The organism is Bacillus sp. FSL W8-0640, from assembly GCF_038007725.1.
Classification (GTDB): domain Bacteria; phylum Bacillota; class Bacilli; order Bacillales; family Bacillaceae_G; genus Bacillus_A; species Bacillus_A cereus.
Window position 1 is genome coordinate 24,663 of sequence record NZ_JBBOXT010000002.1, and the last position, 18,615, is coordinate 43,277.

Consider the following 18,615-nt stretch of genomic DNA (forward strand, 5'->3'; position numbering starts at 1 on the left):
ATGAATTCGATATGAGGGAAGAAAATGATTTATCATGGGGAGTAGGGTGTAATGGAATTATTTATATATTACTAGAAAAAGTGAATTATATATATCAAGAGTATTTACGAAAAGTAAGAGGATATACAGAAAAAGGGCTACGTGTCTGGATGATAAAAGATTTATTAAAATCGAAGACTCTTTTTTTTAGCGAAGAAGGACATGAATTTGGAGATTGGGAAGGAGAAATTCCAGCACTTTCTAAATTAAAAAATGGTTGGTTTGAACATCTATATGTATATTGCTTTGAACCACGACCAAAATTGTTTGTAATTGGTGCAGGAGAAGATGCCAAGCCACTTGTCTCCTTAGCAAAAAAAAACAGGATTTTTTGTTACTATTTGTGATTGGAGAGAGGGATTATGCACACCGCTACGGTTTCCAGAAGCGGATAGGCATGTTGTCGGTTTTCCAAAAAAGATTCTATCTAGGATATCTATAAAAAAACAGGATTTTATAATGATAATGACACATCATTTCAAACGGGATCAAGAACTACTTAGTCTAATGCAGAACCATCCTTGTCGGTATCTAGGTATTTTAGGGTCCCGATATCGTACCGCACGTTTGCTAGGAGGACTGGATAAACCTAAATGGATTTTCTCTCCTGCAGGTTTACCCATTGGATCCGAGGGACCAATGGAAATTGCTATAAGCATTATGGCAGAAATGATACAAATAATGAGGATGAAGAACGATGAAAATAGTAGGGATATATCTAGCAGCTGGAAAGAGTACAAGAACAGGTCCAGGGTTACATAAGCTGTACCTTCAAACTGGAAATACATTACTTGGGAATAAAGCATTATATACATCACTTTCGTCCAATTTGAGTGATGTTATAGTAGTTTCAAATCAACCGTCTTGGTTGTTACATTATACACAAGTTGAAAGGGTTCATATTCTCTCTTGTGAAAAATCATGTCTGGGTCAATCTTACTCTCTCCATTGTGGTTTAGAAAAGGCAGAAAGTATGAATGCTGATGGAGTAGTAGTAATGCTTGCAGATCAACCCTTTATTACAGTTAAGCTTTTAAATTCATTAATAGATAGTTATGAGCACCTCCCACAGCTCGATTATGTAGCTGCTAGCTTTCAATGTATGCCACAGCCACCAATTTTATTTTCAAAGGGGATTTTTCCGAGTTTAAAAAAACTAAAAGGAGATCAAGGTGCGCGCTCCATTTTCTTTGACAAGTCTTTTCAAGGTAAGATTACTGAATATAGCGATGCTAAATTATTTTATGATGTGGATACAATAGAGGATTATAATGTAATTAAGAATTCGCTACTATAAAGGGTATCTATATGTTGAATTTCGAGTTTATACAATAATATCCAATAAAGCTCATGGTTTTCACATGACTCTGAGCTTTATTTTTGTCTTAATTAAAATTAGATTACTATAAATAATTGATTTATTAATATTAATTTTATAGTTTCTTGTCCTTGTACAATAGCAGAGGAGGGGACAAAATAAACTTAAACTATAAACTTCATCTTCACGTTAAATAAGAATTTAACGTGAAGATGAAGTTTATAGGAATTTAAAACCCTTATGTTAACTATCAAAAGAGAGTTTAAATTCTAATTAAAGTATAATTCAAACTATATATTTATTACATAATAAATATCAAAATGAAGTGAATTTAATATAAATTTTAAATCACTATCTATTATCAATGAAAAAAATAAAAGTTCAGCAATTTTGTATTGCTGAACTTTTATTCCTTATTCTTTCCTATTCTGCCTAAACTATCTTTAATAGTTGTTTCCCCAAGTTGTGTATATAGCAAAGCTGTATCTTGACTGGTATGCCCAAGTTGTTGCATCACTTGCAATGAGTCTTTTTCTTCCATATATAATTTATTTGCTAATGTATGTCTTAATTTATGAGGAGACATTCTTTTTCCATATGCTTTAGTATATTTTTCTACTATATCTTGGATAGCCCTAACAGAAAGAGGCTGTGCAGTATGTTTATACCTCGATAAGAATACATTTTGTAATTCTTTCCCTGGAGCATATTTACTATCTCTAATTTCCATATATTTTTCAAGATCACTCAATGCAATTGGGGTAATCCATACTGAATCTTCTTTATTTCCTTTGCGAATTACATCGATTAGTCTTTCTTTTAGGTTTATATCTTCCATACGGAGATCGGCCAATTCACTTACACGAATACCACTACCAAGAAAGAGGGAGAGAATGGCTACATCACGTTCTTTATCTCTTAGGAAATAGAATAATTGATGTTTTGTTAAAGATTTTTCATGTTCGTACTTAACATAATTCAGAAATTCTTGATCATCATCATTATGGAATATTTTAGATCTCATACGTTTTGCACGAGCATTTAATGTTTCTTTATCTTTATGTATTTCAATTTTAGCCATTACATTTCTATAAAAATAGCATTCTCCATCTTCATTCTCTGATAGGGAGGTGAGGTACTTAAATAAAGACTTTAAGGCCGAAATTTTTCTGTTAACAGAGGAATTCTGCATGTTTTGTTGTAGTTTTAAAAATCTCATAAAGTTCTCAACATCTTTTTTCTTTAAATTCTCCAAATCAGAGAAGGATATGTCTTTAATGGGCTTAAATTCGATAATTTGATCAGATAATAGCCAATTAAAGAAGACTCTAAAATCATATACATAATTCAGTAGGGTGGAGGGAGAGGCATCATGCAATTCTTTGTACTCCACAAATTCTTCTATGTAAAAGGGCATTTCTTTTAAATTCTCGTATAATTTCTTACGATGTACGGATTTTTGACGTTGTTTGCTGTAATCCATAAAAATCACCTCATATATACTATAACAGAAAAATAACACGAACACAAGTTCGCGTTAAATTCAATTTTTACACAAACTTATTTACATAATTAAATTATGAAATACTAAAATATGCTCAAAACTGAATGGTATAGTGTAGTTAGTCAAATGAAAATTATAGCTAACTAATTGATAATTTTGTATAAAACCATAAAAATTAGTGCAAAAACTACATATAAATGTATGTAAAATAAAACAATTTATATATATAAACTCATGCAAAAAATCAATATATGAAAACAGTTTAAAATTCGTTATCTAACATGAATTGGTTAATTTAATCATAATTATGAGGAGTTAATTAGATCACCATAAGAAAAAATCCTATATAGTAAAAGGTAATTTACTATGAATATTTTCAATGAATTGTTCAGTATTTAATGATTTCTATATAAAATATGAATTATATAGACACATACCAATATACTGAGATTCATGCAATTGAGCTAGAAATCTCTAAATATTGTATTAGATTTTTATTTATATATCTTATTGTTCGTAAAATTGGTATTTCGTGCGAAGTTGTTAGTGATTATTTTTCCAAGCTTTTATAAAGGCATCATATACCCTACCTTTCATCAGTATAAATATCTTTTAGTTTCTGGTACGTTCAGCTATACATATTAATATTATAAATGATTGCTTATAGAACATATCTAATATATAACATTTTAATGCGAAACAGTTTACTTTAACTCCTTAAGACTAAATAGATGGTGTATTTTACAAAATTTAATTGTTGTGATGTCGAAATAGAGCATTTCCTTTAATTCTTTTTATTATAGCCGGTTTAGCTAAACGTTCTGCTAAATATTATTTAAATACAAATTTCAAAATGTAACTACTAAATTTCTCTTTCCGTCTCAATGATATAAGTATTCTTTTCGTTTTGAGATTTATTCACTTGTTTTTTATAAATCCCTATTAGATATGTTATGTAAACTGATTAAAAGTGATTTATTGTAAATCCCTTTATATAGCCGTTTTTCAAGTGACATTCCCCCCCTACTTTACCAATCGGTGTAACCACATTCTGTGTACTTTCTGCTTCATGTAAGTGCAAATCCGTACATCAGCATTCGCACTCATCATGATAATACGATGAAGATTTAATTCCTCAAATCCAAATGTAATCAGCAACCTTGTTACTCCCGTTGCAAGTCCCTTTCCCCAATAATCTGGATTTATGTTATACCCTATTTCTCCATCCCTATTAGTAAAATCTCGAATCGTAATCGCACCTGCCCCTACCACTCTTTCGTACTCCAATTCAACCAATTCAAAAGAAAATCGACTTCTCGGGACCTTACTTGCATCTTGAAGAACTTGGTTTACAAATTCTTTTGTTTCCGCTTCCGAATTAGGGCCCAATGCTTGGTATCGGCACACAATGGACTGTGATGTGTATATATGTATATCCTTCCAATCATTTTCTTCGATTTCTCGTAGTTTGAATCTATTATGTACTATGTTATAAACCATCCAATTCCCTCCATTCACTTATGCCCTTTATCACACTAAATTTCATCATAGTATTCCATTAACTTATCTTAATTACAACATGAAAAAAATCGTAAATCCACTGATACTATTTATCTAGTAAAAGAGAATCAGTATATATAACCTTTATACGTTTCTTCAAACATCTTACTCGAAATTGATCCTACATATTCGAATGTTCCATACCAGAAAATAAGTTCTTGTAGAGATTTATCAAACACTGTACACTGTATACGTGCCGTCTTTGCCCTTCTCTTTTTAGAGGAGGTGACAATAGAACGTGGAGAATACTAGAACCACCCGTAAACGTTCAGAGAGAGAAAAGAAACGTAAGCGTCTTTTTTCTTTTGGCACAATCGTTACAGCATTCAGTTTCCTTAGAAATATACATTACTTTTTCACCAAAAGTGAAATAGGTAAGGGTATAACTGAATATGTAAGACATCTTCTTAAATAAAAAAGTGCCGCTATAAGTAGCGACACTAAGACCAGTTTGTAGTTATGAGTGGGTTCCAAGGTGAAGTACTGACCATACTTTCATTGCACACGACCAATGCAGTATCATTTTGAAGTGCAAAGACGTTGAAACCCAGATTACTACTCTATATAGTATTGCGACATGCAGTGCTTTTATTCCTGTCTGCGTACGAAAAAAAGCCTTGGTGACCAAACCAAGACTTTTCAAAAAGCTTACGACCTATCAATAGAACGAGAATCAGAACCACCCGACTTCTTGTTCGTTATAATCTAGCTTACACCCTTATTGTACTATACGTTTTTTATATTTTCAACAGTCTGCATTCCTTTCACGCAATATTCATACTTCTAATACTGAAAGTTACCTTACACGACCTCTATCCATTGAAGATTCACGTCATACTTTACATACCTCATAGAAAAGATACAATAACATTACTATTTTTATAGTCTGCAGCTTGGTATACAATAAGAATATCCATATACTAGGAGTGATCAGGATGACAAGTACTTTACTACTATTAGCTCTTACTTTGTGTGGAATAAGTGGACTATTCTCCCTAATTAGGAAGCTAACTACGCCAAAACAAGATAAGGCTAAACGTTTAATTATTATCGAATCATTGTCTATATTAGGAGTTGCATGGATAGGTATTGGACTATTCTTGTAACATACTTACACATTACTTTCGTTATGATTGAATAAAACTTATTATTCCGTCAATACTAGGGGTAGGCATTAGCCAAAACTCATTTAAATTTCTTAGTTTTTCTCCTTTCCCCTTGGAGATTCCTTGACCTGGAGCAGTTAGCTTTACTAACAGCTCCTTTTTTGTATCTGTAAAAACATGATTTGCTTTGCATTCCTTCGTATTGCATACAAAATGCTTTCCTATAGCAATAGGTACATGAAATTCCATTCTATATGAAGACTACTTCGTAATGTACCAGCAACTCCTGCTCATGCATTTACTCTTTTAAACTAGATTAGGTTTTCACTACACCTTCTCTACGAAACTCATCCCAATTCACTATACGATCCAGTTTCCAGGCATACGGATATTCTTCATTATGTAGTTTTGTAGTATGTATTTATTTTCTTTTTACCTTTAATTCTAAGTCCATATGTCGACTCTCCCATATATGCGTATTGAATGTTTCCTGTCTAAAATCAATCTACTACTTTGAAATCATTTGAGTGCAAATTCTTTTTATCTAGTATCCAGTCCCTATGTGATAATTATAGGTTATAGTTAGCTATAGGCATTCCATTTATCACTTTGATATAACGGTTGACCTGTGTTCCAGTCGCACATAATCCATTCCACTGTTCCACTCCCAGCATCTTTAAACTGCATTTGAACTTCTAGCTTATCCGTTGTAACATGAAAAATATCCATTGCCCTTCTCTCAATTTGTAACACGTTCTTCCCAGCTTCTTTTGGATATTTCTTCATCATTTTTTGTATGGCTACTCTTGCCATTTCCTCATTATATGGTGAAGCATGATCATTATCCTTCACTTTATCGTTTTCTACTTGACCGACAGCTTCTTCATTTGTGTTTGCACGACTCTCTGATTCAACCTTTAATTTGTCTTCGTTTGAGCATGCTGTTAACAGTATTCCTAAACTAACAATATATGACACTACTTTTTTCACTATTTATACACCCTTTCATTATCAGTATGTTTCTATTATTAAAATCTATTAAATAGTATATTAATATATAATTATATATAGTATAATCGTATCATTCAACATATCTGTAGGAGGAAATTATGAAAAGAAATATGCTTAAGGCAAGTAAGAACATATTATTAGCAGGTTGTACGTTTAGCTTATTGGTAGGTTGCTCTTCCAACAATTCAGAACCAAAAGAAGGAAATAAAACAACTGCATCTGCGAATGAAAATACAACTAAAGACCAAGTGGCCAACGGGTCAAAAATAGGAGAAACTAGTAATTCCGATTCGTCTAAAAAAAATACAAATGCCAAAGACCATAAAGAAATTACTATAGATCAATTCGGCGGAGAAAGTTTTTCTAATTTATTAGACGATAGAAAAGTGAAAGAACTTGGTGTTGCTCGAAAGGGCGATTACATTTATGTCATGTTCCAAAAATACATCCAAGAAGAGAAAAAAGATAAGACTTTTGTATCAATCGGCAAATTAGACGATAAAGAAGGAAAATGGATCATAAAAGATCAACATTTTTATAATGGAGAAGACGGCGTATCCTCTACACTCTTTGGAGATGCACACATCATTTCAAATGGTTCCGTAGCAAGAACTTCTCTTATGGATGAACAAGCTAAAATGGTAGAGATTGATACCAACCTAGAAAGTTCCTCTTTTAATAATATTAGTAATAGCCAAAATACAGCCAATACATATCATTATGTACAAACCTCGAACGGTAGCGCTCTTTTAGTACAAGAAGGAGAGAAGCTCTTCCTGCATTTAGATGACGGTTCGAAAAAGGAGATACAAAATCTGAAATTAAAGGATTATGGCACTAACAATATCTATATTGATTTAAAACAAAACTTACTATATGATGGCTCTGGAAAAACAGTATTTGATATAAACAAGGGCGATTATGTGTATGATAAACAAGGGCAAAAACTAAAGTATGGGATAAACTACGGTCAAACCCTTATCGCTGCAAATGCTAAATACGTCATTGCTAACACAAACAATGGTTCAAAATTAAATTTTGACGTGTATAATACTACTACTGGTGGTAAAGCAATGAGAAGTATTGAATCAGAAGCAATTCAACGCGCGGGTGTAGGGGGGCTATTAGGTGGTTCTGAAAAGCATTTATACCACTTCAGTTTGACAGGCGACTATATTCACTATGTAGGGCTAATCGAATACAAAGGTAAGCCAAGCATTCAATATAAAAAGATATATGCTGGAGAATAACCATTTCTAAATGCATTACTTATTAGCTCCTGCCTCTTTACCATTACTTTAATTAGTAATTATTCCAACTCTAGTTATCCTAGCACGATTAAAAAGAGAACCTGATGAGGGTTCTTTTTTATTTTTAAGTACTTTTATACAATACCCACTATCATATAGAAACGATTCCAAAAGGGACCTGCCAAGCTCTATCGTATAAAATATGTAAAATGAAGTAAAAAGGAGGATGTCAAATGGATTTTTTGAACAAGATAGATCCTTTCTTACGTCAACTTTTTCTTGTGCCAGTTTTCGTTATCGGACTCGGCGTTTATGTTTCATACGTCACAAAACGCATATGGGTTGCGCCTGCTCTTACACTTCTGTTAAATAACCTATTGGAGTCCTAGTCTTGGATGATGTACTTCAGGCGTATCAATACATAGGAATCTCACAACTTCTACCTTACCGTTTGCTAACTTCACTCGAAACGTATCACCGTCGATATGATCCAGTATCGTAGCTTTGATGATTCTATTAGCATTTTGTTTCTTACTCTGCCCAGGTACTAGGTTCATTGCCTGCTCGACCAATTCTTGATACTGCAGTTTACCCGTAAACTCTTCTTTTTTTACAGGTACAGACGCTGCTGCCTCATAACTATTCTCTTCTTTCTAATTTTGCTTTGTTTCTCTTTATTTCGCTTCCTTTCTGCTGGTCTTTCTCCGCTACATTTCTTGTAACGGAAATTCCAGTGTCATCTTTGCTACTACCCCCTGTTACCAATCCTAAAATCATGCAAAATGTAGAAATGAACCATAAAAATTTCTTTATCGTATGCCTCCCTCTCTTCTTGTTTTTCTTCCCTTACATCATAACGAGATTGGAATCAGTGTTTGAAAAACTATTGATTTCTATGATTGGACAAAGATTTATGTATAAATCCATTGCTTAACTCCTCTATTCTTTCAAACGGAATTTTTATGATATGTATGCAGGATTCCCCCATACATGTAACGAAACCCCAATAGGGAAACATTCCACTAATTACCATTCTTATTTCATACCATTATACATTTGGAGGTTAAACAGGATGAAAAAAAAGAAGTTACAAAAATCAGCACTTTCTTTTACCTTACTCTTTTCTTTAGGTGTTTCTTCTTTTCCGCTTACAACAACGATTCATGCGGATACACAAGGGGCACAAACTGCAGAAAAGAAACAAGTCTCTTTACCGGAGCGTACGTCTTTATTTTTTGACTATCTCCAGCAAGGTAAATATGCAGAGGCACTTCAGTTGACATCTGCTGCTTTTCAATCCAAGTTTACGGCAAACATATTACAAAGCTGGTGGACACAAAGTGGCGGGAGTATGATTACAAGCATGGGGACACCTGTTATTAAAGAACGAAACTTAGTCCATCAAACGGTTGAAATTCCAGGAGCTATCGAAGGAACTACTATTCCACTACTCCTTAAATTCACGCCTGGCGGCAAAATTGATGAAGTTGGCGTAAGAACGACGCCACAGAAATCTTATACCATCCCACATCCTAGTTATGACCAACCTGATTCCTACCAAGAACGTGAAATCGTAATTGGAAATACTACATACCCATTACCAGCCACATTAACGGTTCCAAAACATAAACCTGGCGAAAAAGTACCCGTTGTTGTTCTTGTTCACGGTTCTGGTCCACAAGATCGTGACAGTACATTTATGGGAGCTAAAATCTTTAGAGACCTTGCAGCTGGTCTTTCATCAAGCGGTATCGCAGTGCTACGTTACGAGAAACGTTCCTTAGAACACGGTTTTAAAATGAGTGCAGAACCTGCTACATTAGATCGCGATACTACAGATGATGCCATATATGCAGCAAAATCAGCAGCGCAGCAGGAAGGTATTGACCCAGGTAACATTTTCATTCTCGGACATAGCCAAGGAGCTGGCACCATGCCGCGTATACTAAGCAAAGCACCTTCATCACTTATAAGAGGAAGTATTTTAATGGCACCTCCTGCACGTCCTTTTACTGACATGCTCCTTGATCAGTATCAGTACCTCGGGGCACCTAAGGATTTTATTAATGAACTAAAAAAACAATTCGCTTATATTAATGATCCTACTTTTGATCCAGATCACCCACCAGCTGGTTATAATTATCCTTCTCCACATTTCATGTATGATGTGACTCGTTGGCGTCCAGTTGAGGAAGCGAAATCACGAAAAGAGCCATTACTGATTCTGCAAGGCGCACGTGATTATCAAGTAACTGTAAAAGACGAGTTTACGAGATGGCAAGAAGGGCTTTCAAGTCGCAGTAATGTTCAGTTCAAAGAATATCCGAAATTGAATCACATCTTCACGGAGGGCGACGGGGAATTCAGTCACCCTAGTGAATACGAAGTCCCTTCCAATGTTCCTGCGTATGTCATCCAGGACATCGTTACATGGGTCAATGAGACAAAGAAATAAGAAAACAACAAAAGCCATCATGCAATCATCATTTCGCGATGGCTTTTGTGATATTAAAACATGTCATATCAGAAATTAATCGCTTCTATGAATTGATATTTTTGCAGCGCTTATTTGCTTCATATCTTGCTATTCCTGGTCCGTCAGTGCAAGAATACAAAATTTATTTCGATATGTAAGAATGCATATTATTTCTCTTGGATGTTATGATATACTCTCTTTGTGAGCTGATACAATATTTCTTTAGATTGGAAAACTAAAACCTCATTAACCCAAGTTGGGGGCGCCATTTGGCGTCTTTTTTTAGTTTTGCTCCATAGGCATTTAGCTTAGATATTGAAGTAACCCCAAAACAAAAAATAAGCTGCCCATTTGGAAAACTTATGTATATCATTTTCGAATGCGGGAGTTCCATCTTTCAAAACTAACCTATTAAATAGGGTTAGATATATAAACTATATTAATATCGGAATACTCTCGACTTGGGGTTACCGTAAATACTTTCTCCTAATCATCCATATCGATAAATGACTTACTTCTGATCAATTTGCCTTTGTTGTTCTTCGTTTAAAAGGAGCTAGTTTTACATACGATAAAGCACTAAAAAAACTGTGCACAAAAACCTGCATGGTAACAAGTTTTTGGCACAGTTCTATTATTTAATCCCTTTCATAAGTACCTGAATCTTTGGCGCCATGAAATATAAAATAACACTTAAAACAATGGATATTCCGCCAATTACACCGAAATAAATAATCTCTGTTTCAGGATTATATAATCGAACAAGCTGCGCATTGATAGCTTGTGCAGATGCACTCGTTAAGAACCATAAACTCATTGTTTGAGCAGAGAACGCTGCTGGTGCTAGTTTTGTAGTAATAGATAAGCCGACAGGTGATAAACAAAGTTCCCCGATTACGACTAAAAGGAAGCTAATGATTAACCAAATTGGGCTAACAAGGGATTCGGTACCATGGATATATGCAGGAATAATCATCACTAAGAATGATAAACCAGCAAATAATAAACCGATAGCAAATTTATTTGCTGTACTTGGTTGGCGTGTATTCAGCTTTACCCAAAGCCAAGCAAATACTGGTGCTAGTAAAACAATATAAATAGGGTTTAAAGATTGGAACCATGAAGATTGAACCTCAAATCCTGCAAAGTTTAACTGCGTACGTTGATCAGCATAACTAGCTAAGATGATTGCTCCCTGCTCTTGAATCGCCCAAAACATTGTAGCAGCGATAAATAGTGGTATGTAAGCAATTAAGCGAGATTTTTCAACTTCTGTGGTCTTTGGACTACGGTACATAAAGACAAAGTAGCCTGTTGGAATTAGAATACCTAAGATACTTACAAGTAAAGTAAATCGATCAATCGTTAAAATACCTGTTGGAATTGTTAACACACAAACTAGTGCAATTGCGATAATACCAATACTAAACTGTATAAGAACCTTTTTTCTTTCCTTGTCTGTTAAAGGATTCGGTACTTGCGTTCCTGCTAATCCTAGATTTTTCTTTTTCGTAAGAACATACATAATTAATCCAAATAGCATACCAATTGCTGCCACACCAAAACCTAAGTGAAAGTTATACTTTTGACCGAGTGTTCCAATCACAAACGGAGATAATAGAGCCCCTAAATTAATACCCATATAGAAAATACTGAAACCTGAATCACGACGAGTATCCGTTTCGCTATATAAATCACCAACAATACTAGATACATTCGGTTTTAATAACCCTGTTCCAAGTACTAAAAATACCATTGAGATAAATAATGTACTAACCGTTCCTGGTAGAGCTAAGATGAGATGACCAATCATTATTAAAACGCCACCCCAAAATATTGTTCTACTTGAACCTAATAGGCGGTCAGCAATCCACCCACCAATAATGCCAGACATGTACACTAACGAACCATAGATAGCCATAATGGATGCAGCTGTGGCGTGATCCATCCCTAAGCCACCTTTAGAAATGGAATAGTACATATAGTAAAGTAATATTGCTCTCATTCCGTAGTAAGAAAATCGCTCCCAAAATTCTGTAAAGAATAAAGTAAATAGTCCTTTGGGATGTCCAAAGAAACCATTTTGCGGAACGGTGCTAATAATATCGCTTTTGTTAAGCTTCTCCATAAAAATACACTCCTAATATACTGATATAATGATTCTAATTAAGTATATAATAAAAAATAGAAAATTTAAACAAATATTAATTCGTTAAATGATTAGATTTTTTAGAAAAAATAAATTATATATTGTTTTTAATGATGATTTCATTTAAATTATATAATATAGATATATTAATTAGAATGTTAATACTGTATAAATATAAATACAAATGTAGGAGGATTTATATATTGTCAATGAAAGTCGTTGCGATTGAAGATATTTATCAAGAAATATTGGATGGAAAAAGGAAACGATTCCCTCCGAATACTTGGAAAGAAGATATGGATAATAAGCTTGCCCGCAGAGTAATCACATATTTATTACACATTATCTTAAAATGGGATAAGGAAGACATCAGAAAAAAATGGAACACTCAATTACTTGTAAAATATAAATTGCGAGGATTACTCAAACATAGATACGAAAACAGCCCTTTTAAAGCAATAAATGATTTATACCCAAGTGAGTTTAAAGAGTGGGAGTTTGGTATGACTCCTTTAAATTTTTGGACGAAAGAAAAGGCATTAACGATTTTGAGATGGATGATTGAAGAAAAAAAAGGTTTATCGAACGAAAAGCTCTTACGCGTATACGGCAAAAAATGGTTGGAGAAAAACAAACTTAGTGCCCCTCTGGCTATGTACTGGAATAGTAGTCCGTTTGCAATGATTAACGATTTGTACCCTAGTCGTTTTAAAGAATGGGAATTTCTCATGACGCCCAATAACTTCTGGACAAAAGAAAAAGCATTAGAAGCATTGAAATGGACCATTGAAGAAAAAGAAAAATTAACGCCCCAACAAATACTGGATGTATACAGTATAAAGTGGCTAAAGACTCACAGATTAGCGTCTCCATGCCAATTAATGTGGGGAAATAGTCCATTTAAAATGATAAACGACTTATATCCCGGTCGCTTTAAAGAATGGGAATTTAAAGTTACACCAGTTGGCTTTTGGTCCAAATGTAAAGCACTAGAAGCATTAAGATGGACCATTGAAGAGAAAGAAAAACTGGATGAAAAACAGCTATTAAACGTATTTAATCAACGATGGCTCATAAAACAAAAATTACGGACACCCTTACAACGCTATTGGAAAGGAAGCCCCTACGGGATGCTTATTGCTTTATATCCAAATCGTTTTTCTAAAGGTATGTTAAAAGGGTATTGTAATAATTAAAGTGGAAATGTAAGTATGCAGAGACGCCCTTTGGTGTCTCTTTTTGAAATCCTATGTAAGTACATTCTTATGTGCCTATCGCTTTATTTATTGAAGAAAGTGAACCTGTTATATTATTTTCCTATCCATCTCGTCAAAGCCATACCAAAAAACCCAGCGCCCATCCCTATCAGCCACCCAGTTTGGGCGCTCCCAAACATAAATCCCACTCCCGCGCCAAGAAACGTACAGCTCACGAATACTAACCCCTCGATGCCCCAGTTCGGTCGTTCCATACTTCATCCCCACCCTTTCTTTACAACATATGCTATATGCAAGCTAAACTTTCTAGCTTATGAACTGTTCATTTTCTCGACTATAACTATATGTTTTATATCCATTACTTACAGATCCAAATGTCCTTTTTACATCAATTCGTCACTTAACTTCATTGGTTACTTTTTTCATCTCATAGGAGATTATTTCTCAACACATAACACGTGGAATAAAATTACCAGTAATGGTAATATAAAGGTACCTTCAATTGTTAACTGTTGTTCCCTTTTTGAAAGTCCTGTCAAAATACAGGACTTTTTAAATTTACTTCCTACTAAATTGGCTTTTTCGTTAATATCCTTTCACCTTTACATTCGACAATTAAACGATATTGGTGGAGATTCATCAGATTTTAATAAGCTATTTGCAACAGCCCAATTCGTATCACATGTTACTAGTACATCTTCCTCTTCCATCTTATATTTTTCCTTCAATAATATATGTAAAGCTGAAGCGCAATTGATTTATTCCAATATCCTTTTCGCACTCTTAGGAATAATAAAGATATTTAATTTTATCTTCAGAAAAGTAATAACCTCCCATCAAACATTGTGATAGGAGATTATTACTTTTAGTTAACATAGATTTTTTGTTTAAATGTTATATCTGGGCTGTCTATACTCTCTGATGTTATCTCAACAATATGGTTAACCATATATACAGACTCTTCTTTACTATGTTCACACAAACTATCTAATATTGTATCGGCGTAAGAGGCTCCGGACTTCGCCTAAGATATTGACTTATAGAATTTTCTTACGTATTCCCTTGCCGCCCATATCACCTACCACTTTCTGTACTAATAGGAAGTAATTTTTATAACTCCTCCTTATGTTAACTAAAATACTTATTGTTCTCATCTATTTATTGTTATATAATATTTTATGTCTTTACTTATATGCGATTAAGATATATCGGAAGTAGAAAAAGGGATCTTTCGAGATTCCTTTTTCTATTTAAAATAAAAAAGAAGTGGATTCGCTACCTATCCATATTCCTCGCCTCACAGTGATTCCTTTATATTTTTTTATTATATCCTACCCTTTTAAATCTATTTACTTAAATATACAATTATAAATTGACCACTAACATTCTGAATCGAGGTGACAATCATGAGGAGTTTTAGTTCATTATTGATCTCTACTATCTGTTCAACAATCCTTTTAGTTTGGAATTCCTTTTCTTTCTATACTGGATTAACAACAGGACATACATACTACTGGGTTAACGGAATCATAGCTTTGGTTTTCCTTCTATTCTTTATCCTAAACATGCGAGATATTATCAAAAAAACTACAGAACATCAGGGAAATAGGAGTTGATACATCTTATAAAAAGACAATAAAGTGAATTAAAAATGTATTTACTAAAAGGTTCATTTAGCAGGGAACAGAAAAAGCACAGAACTCTCTGTGTTTTTTCCTTGCAGTCTATGACAGCAACCCTTTCACTCTCCCTATTAGATAGAAACATCAACATGATCTTCTTTAAGTAATGAGTGCTTTTTTCAAATAAGCAGCATTATTTTATTCATGTCCCCTAAGTCCATTAAAATGCACAAAATCCCTGTTTTTAATCAAAATCAGGGATTTTGTCTATGTTTGGTGATTATAGTTTATTTCCAAAGCACTACACTACATTTAAAAATCTAAGTTCTATTCAAAAAATAGCGACCCATTCTTGAATAATGTTCAATTTTAAACGAATAAAGCCATTAATATTAAATCTTGATAGCTATCATCCAATTTTACCCCCTTTGCTTTTCTACCTTCTTCAAAAAATCCTAGATTCTTATATAACTTGATTGCACCTAAATTATCTTCCATTACCTCAAGACAAACCTTTTCAATCTTACTGTTATTTTTAGCCCAATTGATTAACGTTTCTAGAAGAGCTCTTCCAATGCCATAATTTCGATATTCAGGTAGTATAGTCATCGCAAAAACTCCTTGATGACTAATTTTCTCTTTGTTTCCGTTCTTAAAATCTATTGCCCCGACTAACTTGCCATCAACTTCGGCAATAAACTGTACATAATTTGGATTTTCGTAATAAGCTTTTAACGTTTTTTGAATTGCATCAACACTCATCTGCTTTACATCCTCAACCGTACTTAGCATGTATGGAGCGTCTATTAAAGCTCTTGAAGCAGAGTTTAACATTCTTTCTGCATCCTGTTCTTTAGCTTCTCTAATTGTGACTGCTTTTCCGTCCTTAGATTTATAAGTAAAAACGCTATTTAATAGTATATTAAACACACCTTTCGGAATATAATTACTCGAATTTTTTACCCTTCCACAATTCTTAAGTAAGAAAAAGTCAATTGCTATAAACTTGATTATACTTATTTATCCTCACATTATTTATTTCTTTGCTTCCATACCCCATTCTCTTTACGATAAGTATTCTTGCCATCCATGAAGTCAGCCGTATTACCCGGAATGCTATATTTCTTATTCTTTTTCTTAGCCTTCTTCTTCAGCCTTTTCTCTTCTTGAATAGCTTGCAAATCTGCCTTCCATTGTTTCAACAAATCCTTTTCACGTCGCACCGAATTTGTACCCCTTGGTTTAAAATGTGAACCAAATAATTAGATTCTACCTATTTATATAGAATCCTTTAATATAAATGTTTGCTATCTTCTTAATTATTGATTTAGGGGGCCCGCCACATTGCTATCAAGCCAACAAAACAAAATACCCCCTAAAACGAAAAAGAGATGAAGAAAATAATAAAAAGCTTATCATTATGTACTAAAAGATAAGCTTTTTTGTCTACACTTATTAAATTTTATTGGATTTATTCCAAGCTAATATAGTAATAAAATATTGAATACCAAACAAAATAGTAACAAGTAGAATGAACTTTATACATACTAAGATCCATCCAACAATATCTTGAGGTAATTGATTATGATATGTAGTGTATGCTACACCAGAAAAAGATAAAATAAGGGTATAAGATAATTTATCTTTTAATTTTTGTTTTAATTTTTCCTTATTATCAATTTCTGGTTCGTAAACACCAGCTAAAATGGATCTAATAAAGAAAAATACCATATAACAGATAATGATACCAAGAGCTGTAGCCCATTCTAGAAACGGTCTTTGTAAGTATACGCCCCTTATTATTAGATCTAGGAAGGCTAGCAATAAAATCACAATTCCAGACTGGGCCCAAATTTTCATTTCAATTTGCTGAATTCTTTCATCTGAATGTGTACTGAGTGAAAACAAATTTTTTAGCTTTTCCATTCTATTTTTCCTCCCAAAATAATTCATCTAAAGTTTTATCAAGTGATTTAGCTATATCAATGCAAAGCCTTAAAGATGGGTTATATTTATTAAGTTCAATAAGACCAATAGTTTGTCGAGTAACATTTACAAGCACAGCTAATTCTTGTTGAGTTAGCCCCTTTTCTGTTCTTGCAATTTTTATTTTGCTTACTGACATTAAATACACCCCGTTTATAAAAATAATTCTCATACTATTCATCTTATATTCTATATATTAAATTATAAACAATATTAATGCAATATATATTTTACATTAAGGTGTATATAGATTACTTTCACTCTTTCTATTTCTATTATTTTCGCCTCTAAAACTATCTCACAAATATGAAAAAACACCCTCTTTTCCCATAATTATACAGAAAGAATAGCGTACTTTTACACTTTAAAGAAGAGTAAGAGAAACACCCAAAAGAAAAGTAGATATTTAAAAAGGATTTTGAATACTTGATTCGATAAAAATCTAAAAATTGTTATTCTTTCTGAATGTTACTTAACCCTTGTTCTAATTCGTTCTCTGTTCCTTTTTCTGTCTCTTTCTCCGCTTCTTCATTCTTCTTACTATGCCCCTCTAACATTCCCACCAATATTTCTGTAATTATTGACATAGGTACACCCATATCCAATAACATTTTAAGAAATTCAAATATACTGAGACCCTGTGAGTTAATTGCATTATATTTGTTATTGATATGTTGTTCTATACTTTTTTCGGAAAATTGATTATCCCTAGTCTTACTTTTAGGAATATATTTTTGATTACTGTTCACTATACGTGAAGTTGTAGTACTTAAAGATTTATTATTTAAAACTGTAGTATTTAAAGGATAGAACCTGTTATTTATGTTTGAACTGATTTTCATCTCTCATTTTCCTCTTTCTTTTTTGATAAATTTAATATGAAAGTTCATCCCATATTGTTATATCCCATATCCATTTATTATAAGTATAATATGAATTTCTTTTAAACTATATATAACATTATATACATATACTCTATTTTGCAATGCTTAAAAATCACTATAAATAGATGAAATTCCCTTCTTCTTTGTAGGGAACCTATAGGACTGAATTGGATTTGAATATGAAATATAAATTTAGACATAAAAATACAATCTATTCTTATGTTTCGGTAGAAAGAATAGATTGTATTTTTTCATTTAGGGGGTAGACGAAAGTCTTAGCTTGATAGCGATGGGGTACCGCCAAACATCCATCAACCCAAGATTTTTAAAGTACCCCCAAACGGAAAATTTTCTTTTCTACAGTTAGTTATTTATGAGGATTCAGCTCATTTTTTACATCCTGCGAGTAATTATTTAATCGTTTTCGTACTTCTGTTTGAATATAAATAAAATAAGTTCTATTCATCCAAAAAACACCCCTGATTTCCATTGT

The 18,615-nt window shown here is 33.2% G+C and carries 23 protein-coding genes and 1 pseudogene; 10 read left to right on the plus strand and 14 right to left on the minus strand.

Annotated features, from left to right (window positions below):
• Window positions 1-11: 11 nt before the first annotated feature.
• Genes N2V80_RS27345 through pucB form a run of 3 tightly spaced genes read left to right on the plus strand, consistent with a single transcriptional unit; the run spans window position 12 to window position 1,336 of the window.
• The gene (locus N2V80_RS27345; RefSeq protein WP_340980970.1) at window positions 12-386 is read left to right on the plus strand and encodes a hypothetical protein; all 375 of its coding nucleotides are present in this window, start codon (window positions 12-14) and stop codon (window positions 384-386) included.
• Window positions 379-801: an XdhC family protein gene (locus N2V80_RS27350; protein ID WP_253859322.1), complete on the plus strand. Its 423-nt coding sequence runs from the start codon at window positions 379-381 to the stop codon at window positions 799-801. The genes N2V80_RS27345 and N2V80_RS27350 overlap by 8 nt, the downstream gene beginning before the upstream one ends.
• Window positions 737-1,336, plus strand: a complete 600-nt coding sequence (gene pucB, locus N2V80_RS27355) for a xanthine dehydrogenase accessory protein PucB (protein WP_061654964.1) — start codon at window positions 737-739, stop codon at window positions 1,334-1,336. The genes N2V80_RS27350 and pucB overlap by 65 nt, the downstream gene beginning before the upstream one ends.
• Window positions 1,337-1,763: 427 nt before the next feature.
• Here the strand turns inward: pucB and xerS are convergent, their stop codons facing one another.
• Together xerS and N2V80_RS27365 are read right to left on the minus strand one after the other, a co-directional pair.
• Window positions 1,764-2,840, minus strand: a complete 1,077-nt coding sequence (gene xerS / locus N2V80_RS27360) for a tyrosine recombinase XerS (protein ID WP_061654965.1) — start codon at window positions 2,838-2,840, stop codon at window positions 1,764-1,766.
• 1,044 nt (window positions 2,841-3,884) lie between these two features.
• A complete protein-coding gene (locus N2V80_RS27365) occupies window positions 3,885-4,361 on the minus strand; it encodes a GNAT family N-acetyltransferase (protein ID WP_061654966.1) in 477 nt (158 codons plus the stop codon).
• A 995-nt stretch (window positions 4,362-5,356) separates the two neighbouring features.
• Here N2V80_RS27365 and N2V80_RS27370 point away from each other — a divergent pair.
• The gene (locus N2V80_RS27370; protein ID WP_166695909.1) at window positions 5,357-5,527 is read left to right on the plus strand and encodes a hypothetical protein; all 171 of its coding nucleotides are present in this window, start codon (window positions 5,357-5,359) and stop codon (window positions 5,525-5,527) included.
• Window positions 5,528-5,548: 21 nt separating this feature from the next.
• Here N2V80_RS27370 and N2V80_RS27375 read toward each other — a convergent pair whose 3' ends face one another.
• Together N2V80_RS27375 and N2V80_RS27380 are read right to left on the minus strand one after the other, a co-directional pair.
• A complete protein-coding gene (locus tag N2V80_RS27375) occupies window positions 5,549-5,776 on the minus strand; it encodes a hypothetical protein (protein ID WP_061654967.1) in 228 nt (75 codons plus the stop codon).
• Between the two features lie 333 nt (window positions 5,777-6,109).
• Window positions 6,110-6,517 carry a hypothetical protein gene (locus N2V80_RS27380; RefSeq protein ID WP_061654968.1) on the minus strand — a complete coding sequence of 136 codons (408 nt, stop codon included), beginning with the start codon at window positions 6,515-6,517 and terminating at the stop codon, window positions 6,110-6,112.
• A 119-nt stretch (window positions 6,518-6,636) separates the two neighbouring features.
• On the opposite strand from N2V80_RS27380, the gene N2V80_RS27385 reads away from it, so the two are divergent.
• Both N2V80_RS27385 and N2V80_RS27390 read left to right on the plus strand, forming a co-directional pair.
• Window positions 6,637-7,788 carry a hypothetical protein gene (locus N2V80_RS27385; RefSeq protein WP_061654969.1) on the plus strand — a complete coding sequence of 384 codons (1,152 nt, stop codon included), beginning with the start codon at window positions 6,637-6,639 and terminating at the stop codon, window positions 7,786-7,788.
• Between the two features lie 233 nt (window positions 7,789-8,021).
• A complete protein-coding gene (locus N2V80_RS27390; protein ID WP_154695876.1) occupies window positions 8,022-8,177 on the plus strand; it encodes a hypothetical protein in 156 nt (51 codons plus the stop codon).
• Here N2V80_RS27390 and N2V80_RS27395 read toward each other — a convergent pair.
• Both N2V80_RS27395 and N2V80_RS27400 read right to left on the minus strand, forming a co-directional pair.
• Window positions 8,163-8,345, minus strand: coding sequence for a thermonuclease family protein (locus tag N2V80_RS27395; protein WP_227749015.1), 183 nt, complete (start codon window positions 8,343-8,345; stop codon window positions 8,163-8,165). The two genes, N2V80_RS27390 and N2V80_RS27395, sit on opposite strands and share 15 nt — an antisense overlap.
• 82 nt (window positions 8,346-8,427) lie before the next feature.
• Window positions 8,428-8,565, minus strand: a complete 138-nt coding sequence (locus N2V80_RS27400) for a hypothetical protein (RefSeq protein WP_340980973.1) — start codon at window positions 8,563-8,565, stop codon at window positions 8,428-8,430.
• Between the two features lie 295 nt (window positions 8,566-8,860).
• Between N2V80_RS27400 and N2V80_RS27405 the strand changes: the two genes are divergently transcribed.
• Together N2V80_RS27405 and N2V80_RS27410 are read left to right on the plus strand one after the other, a co-directional pair.
• Window positions 8,861-10,243: an alpha/beta hydrolase family protein gene (locus N2V80_RS27405; protein ID WP_061654970.1), complete on the plus strand. Its 1,383-nt coding sequence runs from the start codon at window positions 8,861-8,863 to the stop codon at window positions 10,241-10,243.
• Window positions 10,244-10,281: 38 nt separating this feature from the next.
• Window positions 10,282-10,422: a hypothetical protein gene (locus N2V80_RS27410; RefSeq protein WP_165851681.1), complete on the plus strand. Its 141-nt coding sequence runs from the start codon at window positions 10,282-10,284 to the stop codon at window positions 10,420-10,422.
• Between the two features lie 476 nt (window positions 10,423-10,898).
• Here N2V80_RS27410 and N2V80_RS27415 read toward each other — a convergent pair whose 3' ends face one another.
• A complete protein-coding gene (locus tag N2V80_RS27415; protein ID WP_061654971.1) occupies window positions 10,899-12,392 on the minus strand; it encodes a peptide MFS transporter in 1,494 nt (497 codons plus the stop codon).
• A 224-nt stretch (window positions 12,393-12,616) separates the two neighbouring features.
• Here N2V80_RS27415 and N2V80_RS27420 point away from each other — a divergent pair, with 224 nt between their 5' ends.
• Window positions 12,617-13,609: a DUF4046 domain-containing protein gene (locus tag N2V80_RS27420; protein WP_061654972.1), complete on the plus strand. Its 993-nt coding sequence runs from the start codon at window positions 12,617-12,619 to the stop codon at window positions 13,607-13,609.
• Between the two features lie 113 nt (window positions 13,610-13,722).
• On the opposite strand, the gene N2V80_RS27425 is transcribed toward N2V80_RS27420, so the two are convergent.
• Together N2V80_RS27425 and N2V80_RS27430 are read right to left on the minus strand one after the other, a co-directional pair.
• Entirely contained in the window at window positions 13,723-13,845 is a 123-nt protein-coding gene (locus N2V80_RS27425; RefSeq protein WP_277996150.1) for a hypothetical protein, read from the minus strand.
• Between the two features lie 387 nt (window positions 13,846-14,232).
• Entirely contained in the window at window positions 14,233-14,358 is a 126-nt protein-coding gene (locus N2V80_RS27430; protein ID WP_340980975.1) for a hypothetical protein, read from the minus strand.
• 678 nt (window positions 14,359-15,036) lie between these two features.
• Between N2V80_RS27430 and N2V80_RS27435 the strand changes: the two are divergent.
• Window positions 15,037-15,239, plus strand: a pseudogene (locus tag N2V80_RS27435) (hypothetical protein).
• A gap of 382 nt (window positions 15,240-15,621) precedes the next feature.
• On the opposite strand, the gene N2V80_RS27440 reads toward N2V80_RS27435, so the two are convergent.
• The 5 genes from N2V80_RS27440 to N2V80_RS27460 all read right to left on the minus strand — a co-directional run bounded on the left by N2V80_RS27440 (window position 15,622) and on the right by N2V80_RS27460 (window position 18,080).
• Window positions 15,622-16,086 carry a GNAT family N-acetyltransferase gene (locus tag N2V80_RS27440; protein WP_061655003.1) on the minus strand — a complete coding sequence of 155 codons (465 nt, stop codon included), beginning with the start codon at window positions 16,084-16,086 and terminating at the stop codon, window positions 15,622-15,624.
• A 197-nt stretch (window positions 16,087-16,283) separates the two neighbouring features.
• Window positions 16,284-16,475, minus strand: a complete 192-nt coding sequence (locus tag N2V80_RS27445) for a hypothetical protein (protein ID WP_061654973.1) — start codon at window positions 16,473-16,475, stop codon at window positions 16,284-16,286.
• 232 nt (window positions 16,476-16,707) lie between these two features.
• A complete protein-coding gene (locus tag N2V80_RS27450) occupies window positions 16,708-17,178 on the minus strand; it encodes a DUF6773 family protein (RefSeq protein ID WP_061654974.1) in 471 nt (156 codons plus the stop codon).
• 1 nt (window position 17,179) lies between these two features.
• Window positions 17,180-17,377 (minus strand): helix-turn-helix transcriptional regulator, encoded by a 198-nt coding sequence (locus N2V80_RS27455; protein ID WP_061654975.1) that lies wholly within the window; start codon window positions 17,375-17,377, stop codon window positions 17,180-17,182.
• Window positions 17,378-17,690: 313 nt separating this feature from the next.
• Window positions 17,691-18,080, minus strand: coding sequence for a hypothetical protein (locus N2V80_RS27460; RefSeq protein ID WP_061654976.1), 390 nt, complete (start codon window positions 18,078-18,080; stop codon window positions 17,691-17,693).
• Between the last annotated feature and the right edge of the window lie 535 nt (window positions 18,081-18,615).

Bases quoted from the DNA above. Each gene is read 5' to 3' on its own strand.
- N2V80_RS27345 (WP_340980970.1), top strand. From the start codon at position 12: ATGAGGGAAGAAAATGATTTATCATGGGGAGTAGGGTGTAATGGAATT.
- pucB (WP_061654964.1), top strand. From the start codon at position 737: ATGAAAATAGTAGGGATATATCTAGCAGCTGGAAAGAGTACAAGAACA.
- xerS (WP_061654965.1), bottom strand. From the start codon at position 2,840: ATGGATTACAGCAAACAACGTCAAAAATCCGTACATCGTAAGAAATTA.
- N2V80_RS27365 (WP_061654966.1), bottom strand. From the start codon at position 4,361: ATGGTTTATAACATAGTACATAATAGATTCAAACTACGAGAAATCGAA.
- N2V80_RS27370 (WP_166695909.1), top strand. From the start codon at position 5,357: ATGACAAGTACTTTACTACTATTAGCTCTTACTTTGTGTGGAATAAGT.
- N2V80_RS27375 (WP_061654967.1), bottom strand. From the start codon at position 5,776: ATGGAATTTCATGTACCTATTGCTATAGGAAAGCATTTTGTATGCAAT.
- N2V80_RS27385 (WP_061654969.1), top strand. From the start codon at position 6,637: ATGAAAAGAAATATGCTTAAGGCAAGTAAGAACATATTATTAGCAGGT.
- N2V80_RS27390 (WP_154695876.1), top strand. From the start codon at position 8,022: ATGGATTTTTTGAACAAGATAGATCCTTTCTTACGTCAACTTTTTCTT.
- N2V80_RS27395 (WP_227749015.1), bottom strand. From the start codon at position 8,345: ATGAACCTAGTACCTGGGCAGAGTAAGAAACAAAATGCTAATAGAATC.
- N2V80_RS27400 (WP_340980973.1), bottom strand. From the start codon at position 8,565: ATGATTTTAGGATTGGTAACAGGGGGTAGTAGCAAAGATGACACTGGA.
- N2V80_RS27405 (WP_061654970.1), top strand. From the start codon at position 8,861: ATGAAAAAAAAGAAGTTACAAAAATCAGCACTTTCTTTTACCTTACTC.
- N2V80_RS27410 (WP_165851681.1), top strand. From the start codon at position 10,282: ATGGCTTTTGTGATATTAAAACATGTCATATCAGAAATTAATCGCTTC.
- N2V80_RS27415 (WP_061654971.1), bottom strand. From the start codon at position 12,392: ATGGAGAAGCTTAACAAAAGCGATATTATTAGCACCGTTCCGCAAAAT.
- N2V80_RS27440 (WP_061655003.1), bottom strand. From the start codon at position 16,086: ATGTTAAACTCTGCTTCAAGAGCTTTAATAGACGCTCCATACATGCTA.
- N2V80_RS27450 (WP_061654974.1), bottom strand. From the start codon at position 17,178: ATGGAAAAGCTAAAAAATTTGTTTTCACTCAGTACACATTCAGATGAA.
- N2V80_RS27455 (WP_061654975.1), bottom strand. From the start codon at position 17,377: ATGTCAGTAAGCAAAATAAAAATTGCAAGAACAGAAAAGGGGCTAACT.
- N2V80_RS27460 (WP_061654976.1), bottom strand. From the start codon at position 18,080: ATGAAAATCAGTTCAAACATAAATAACAGGTTCTATCCTTTAAATACT.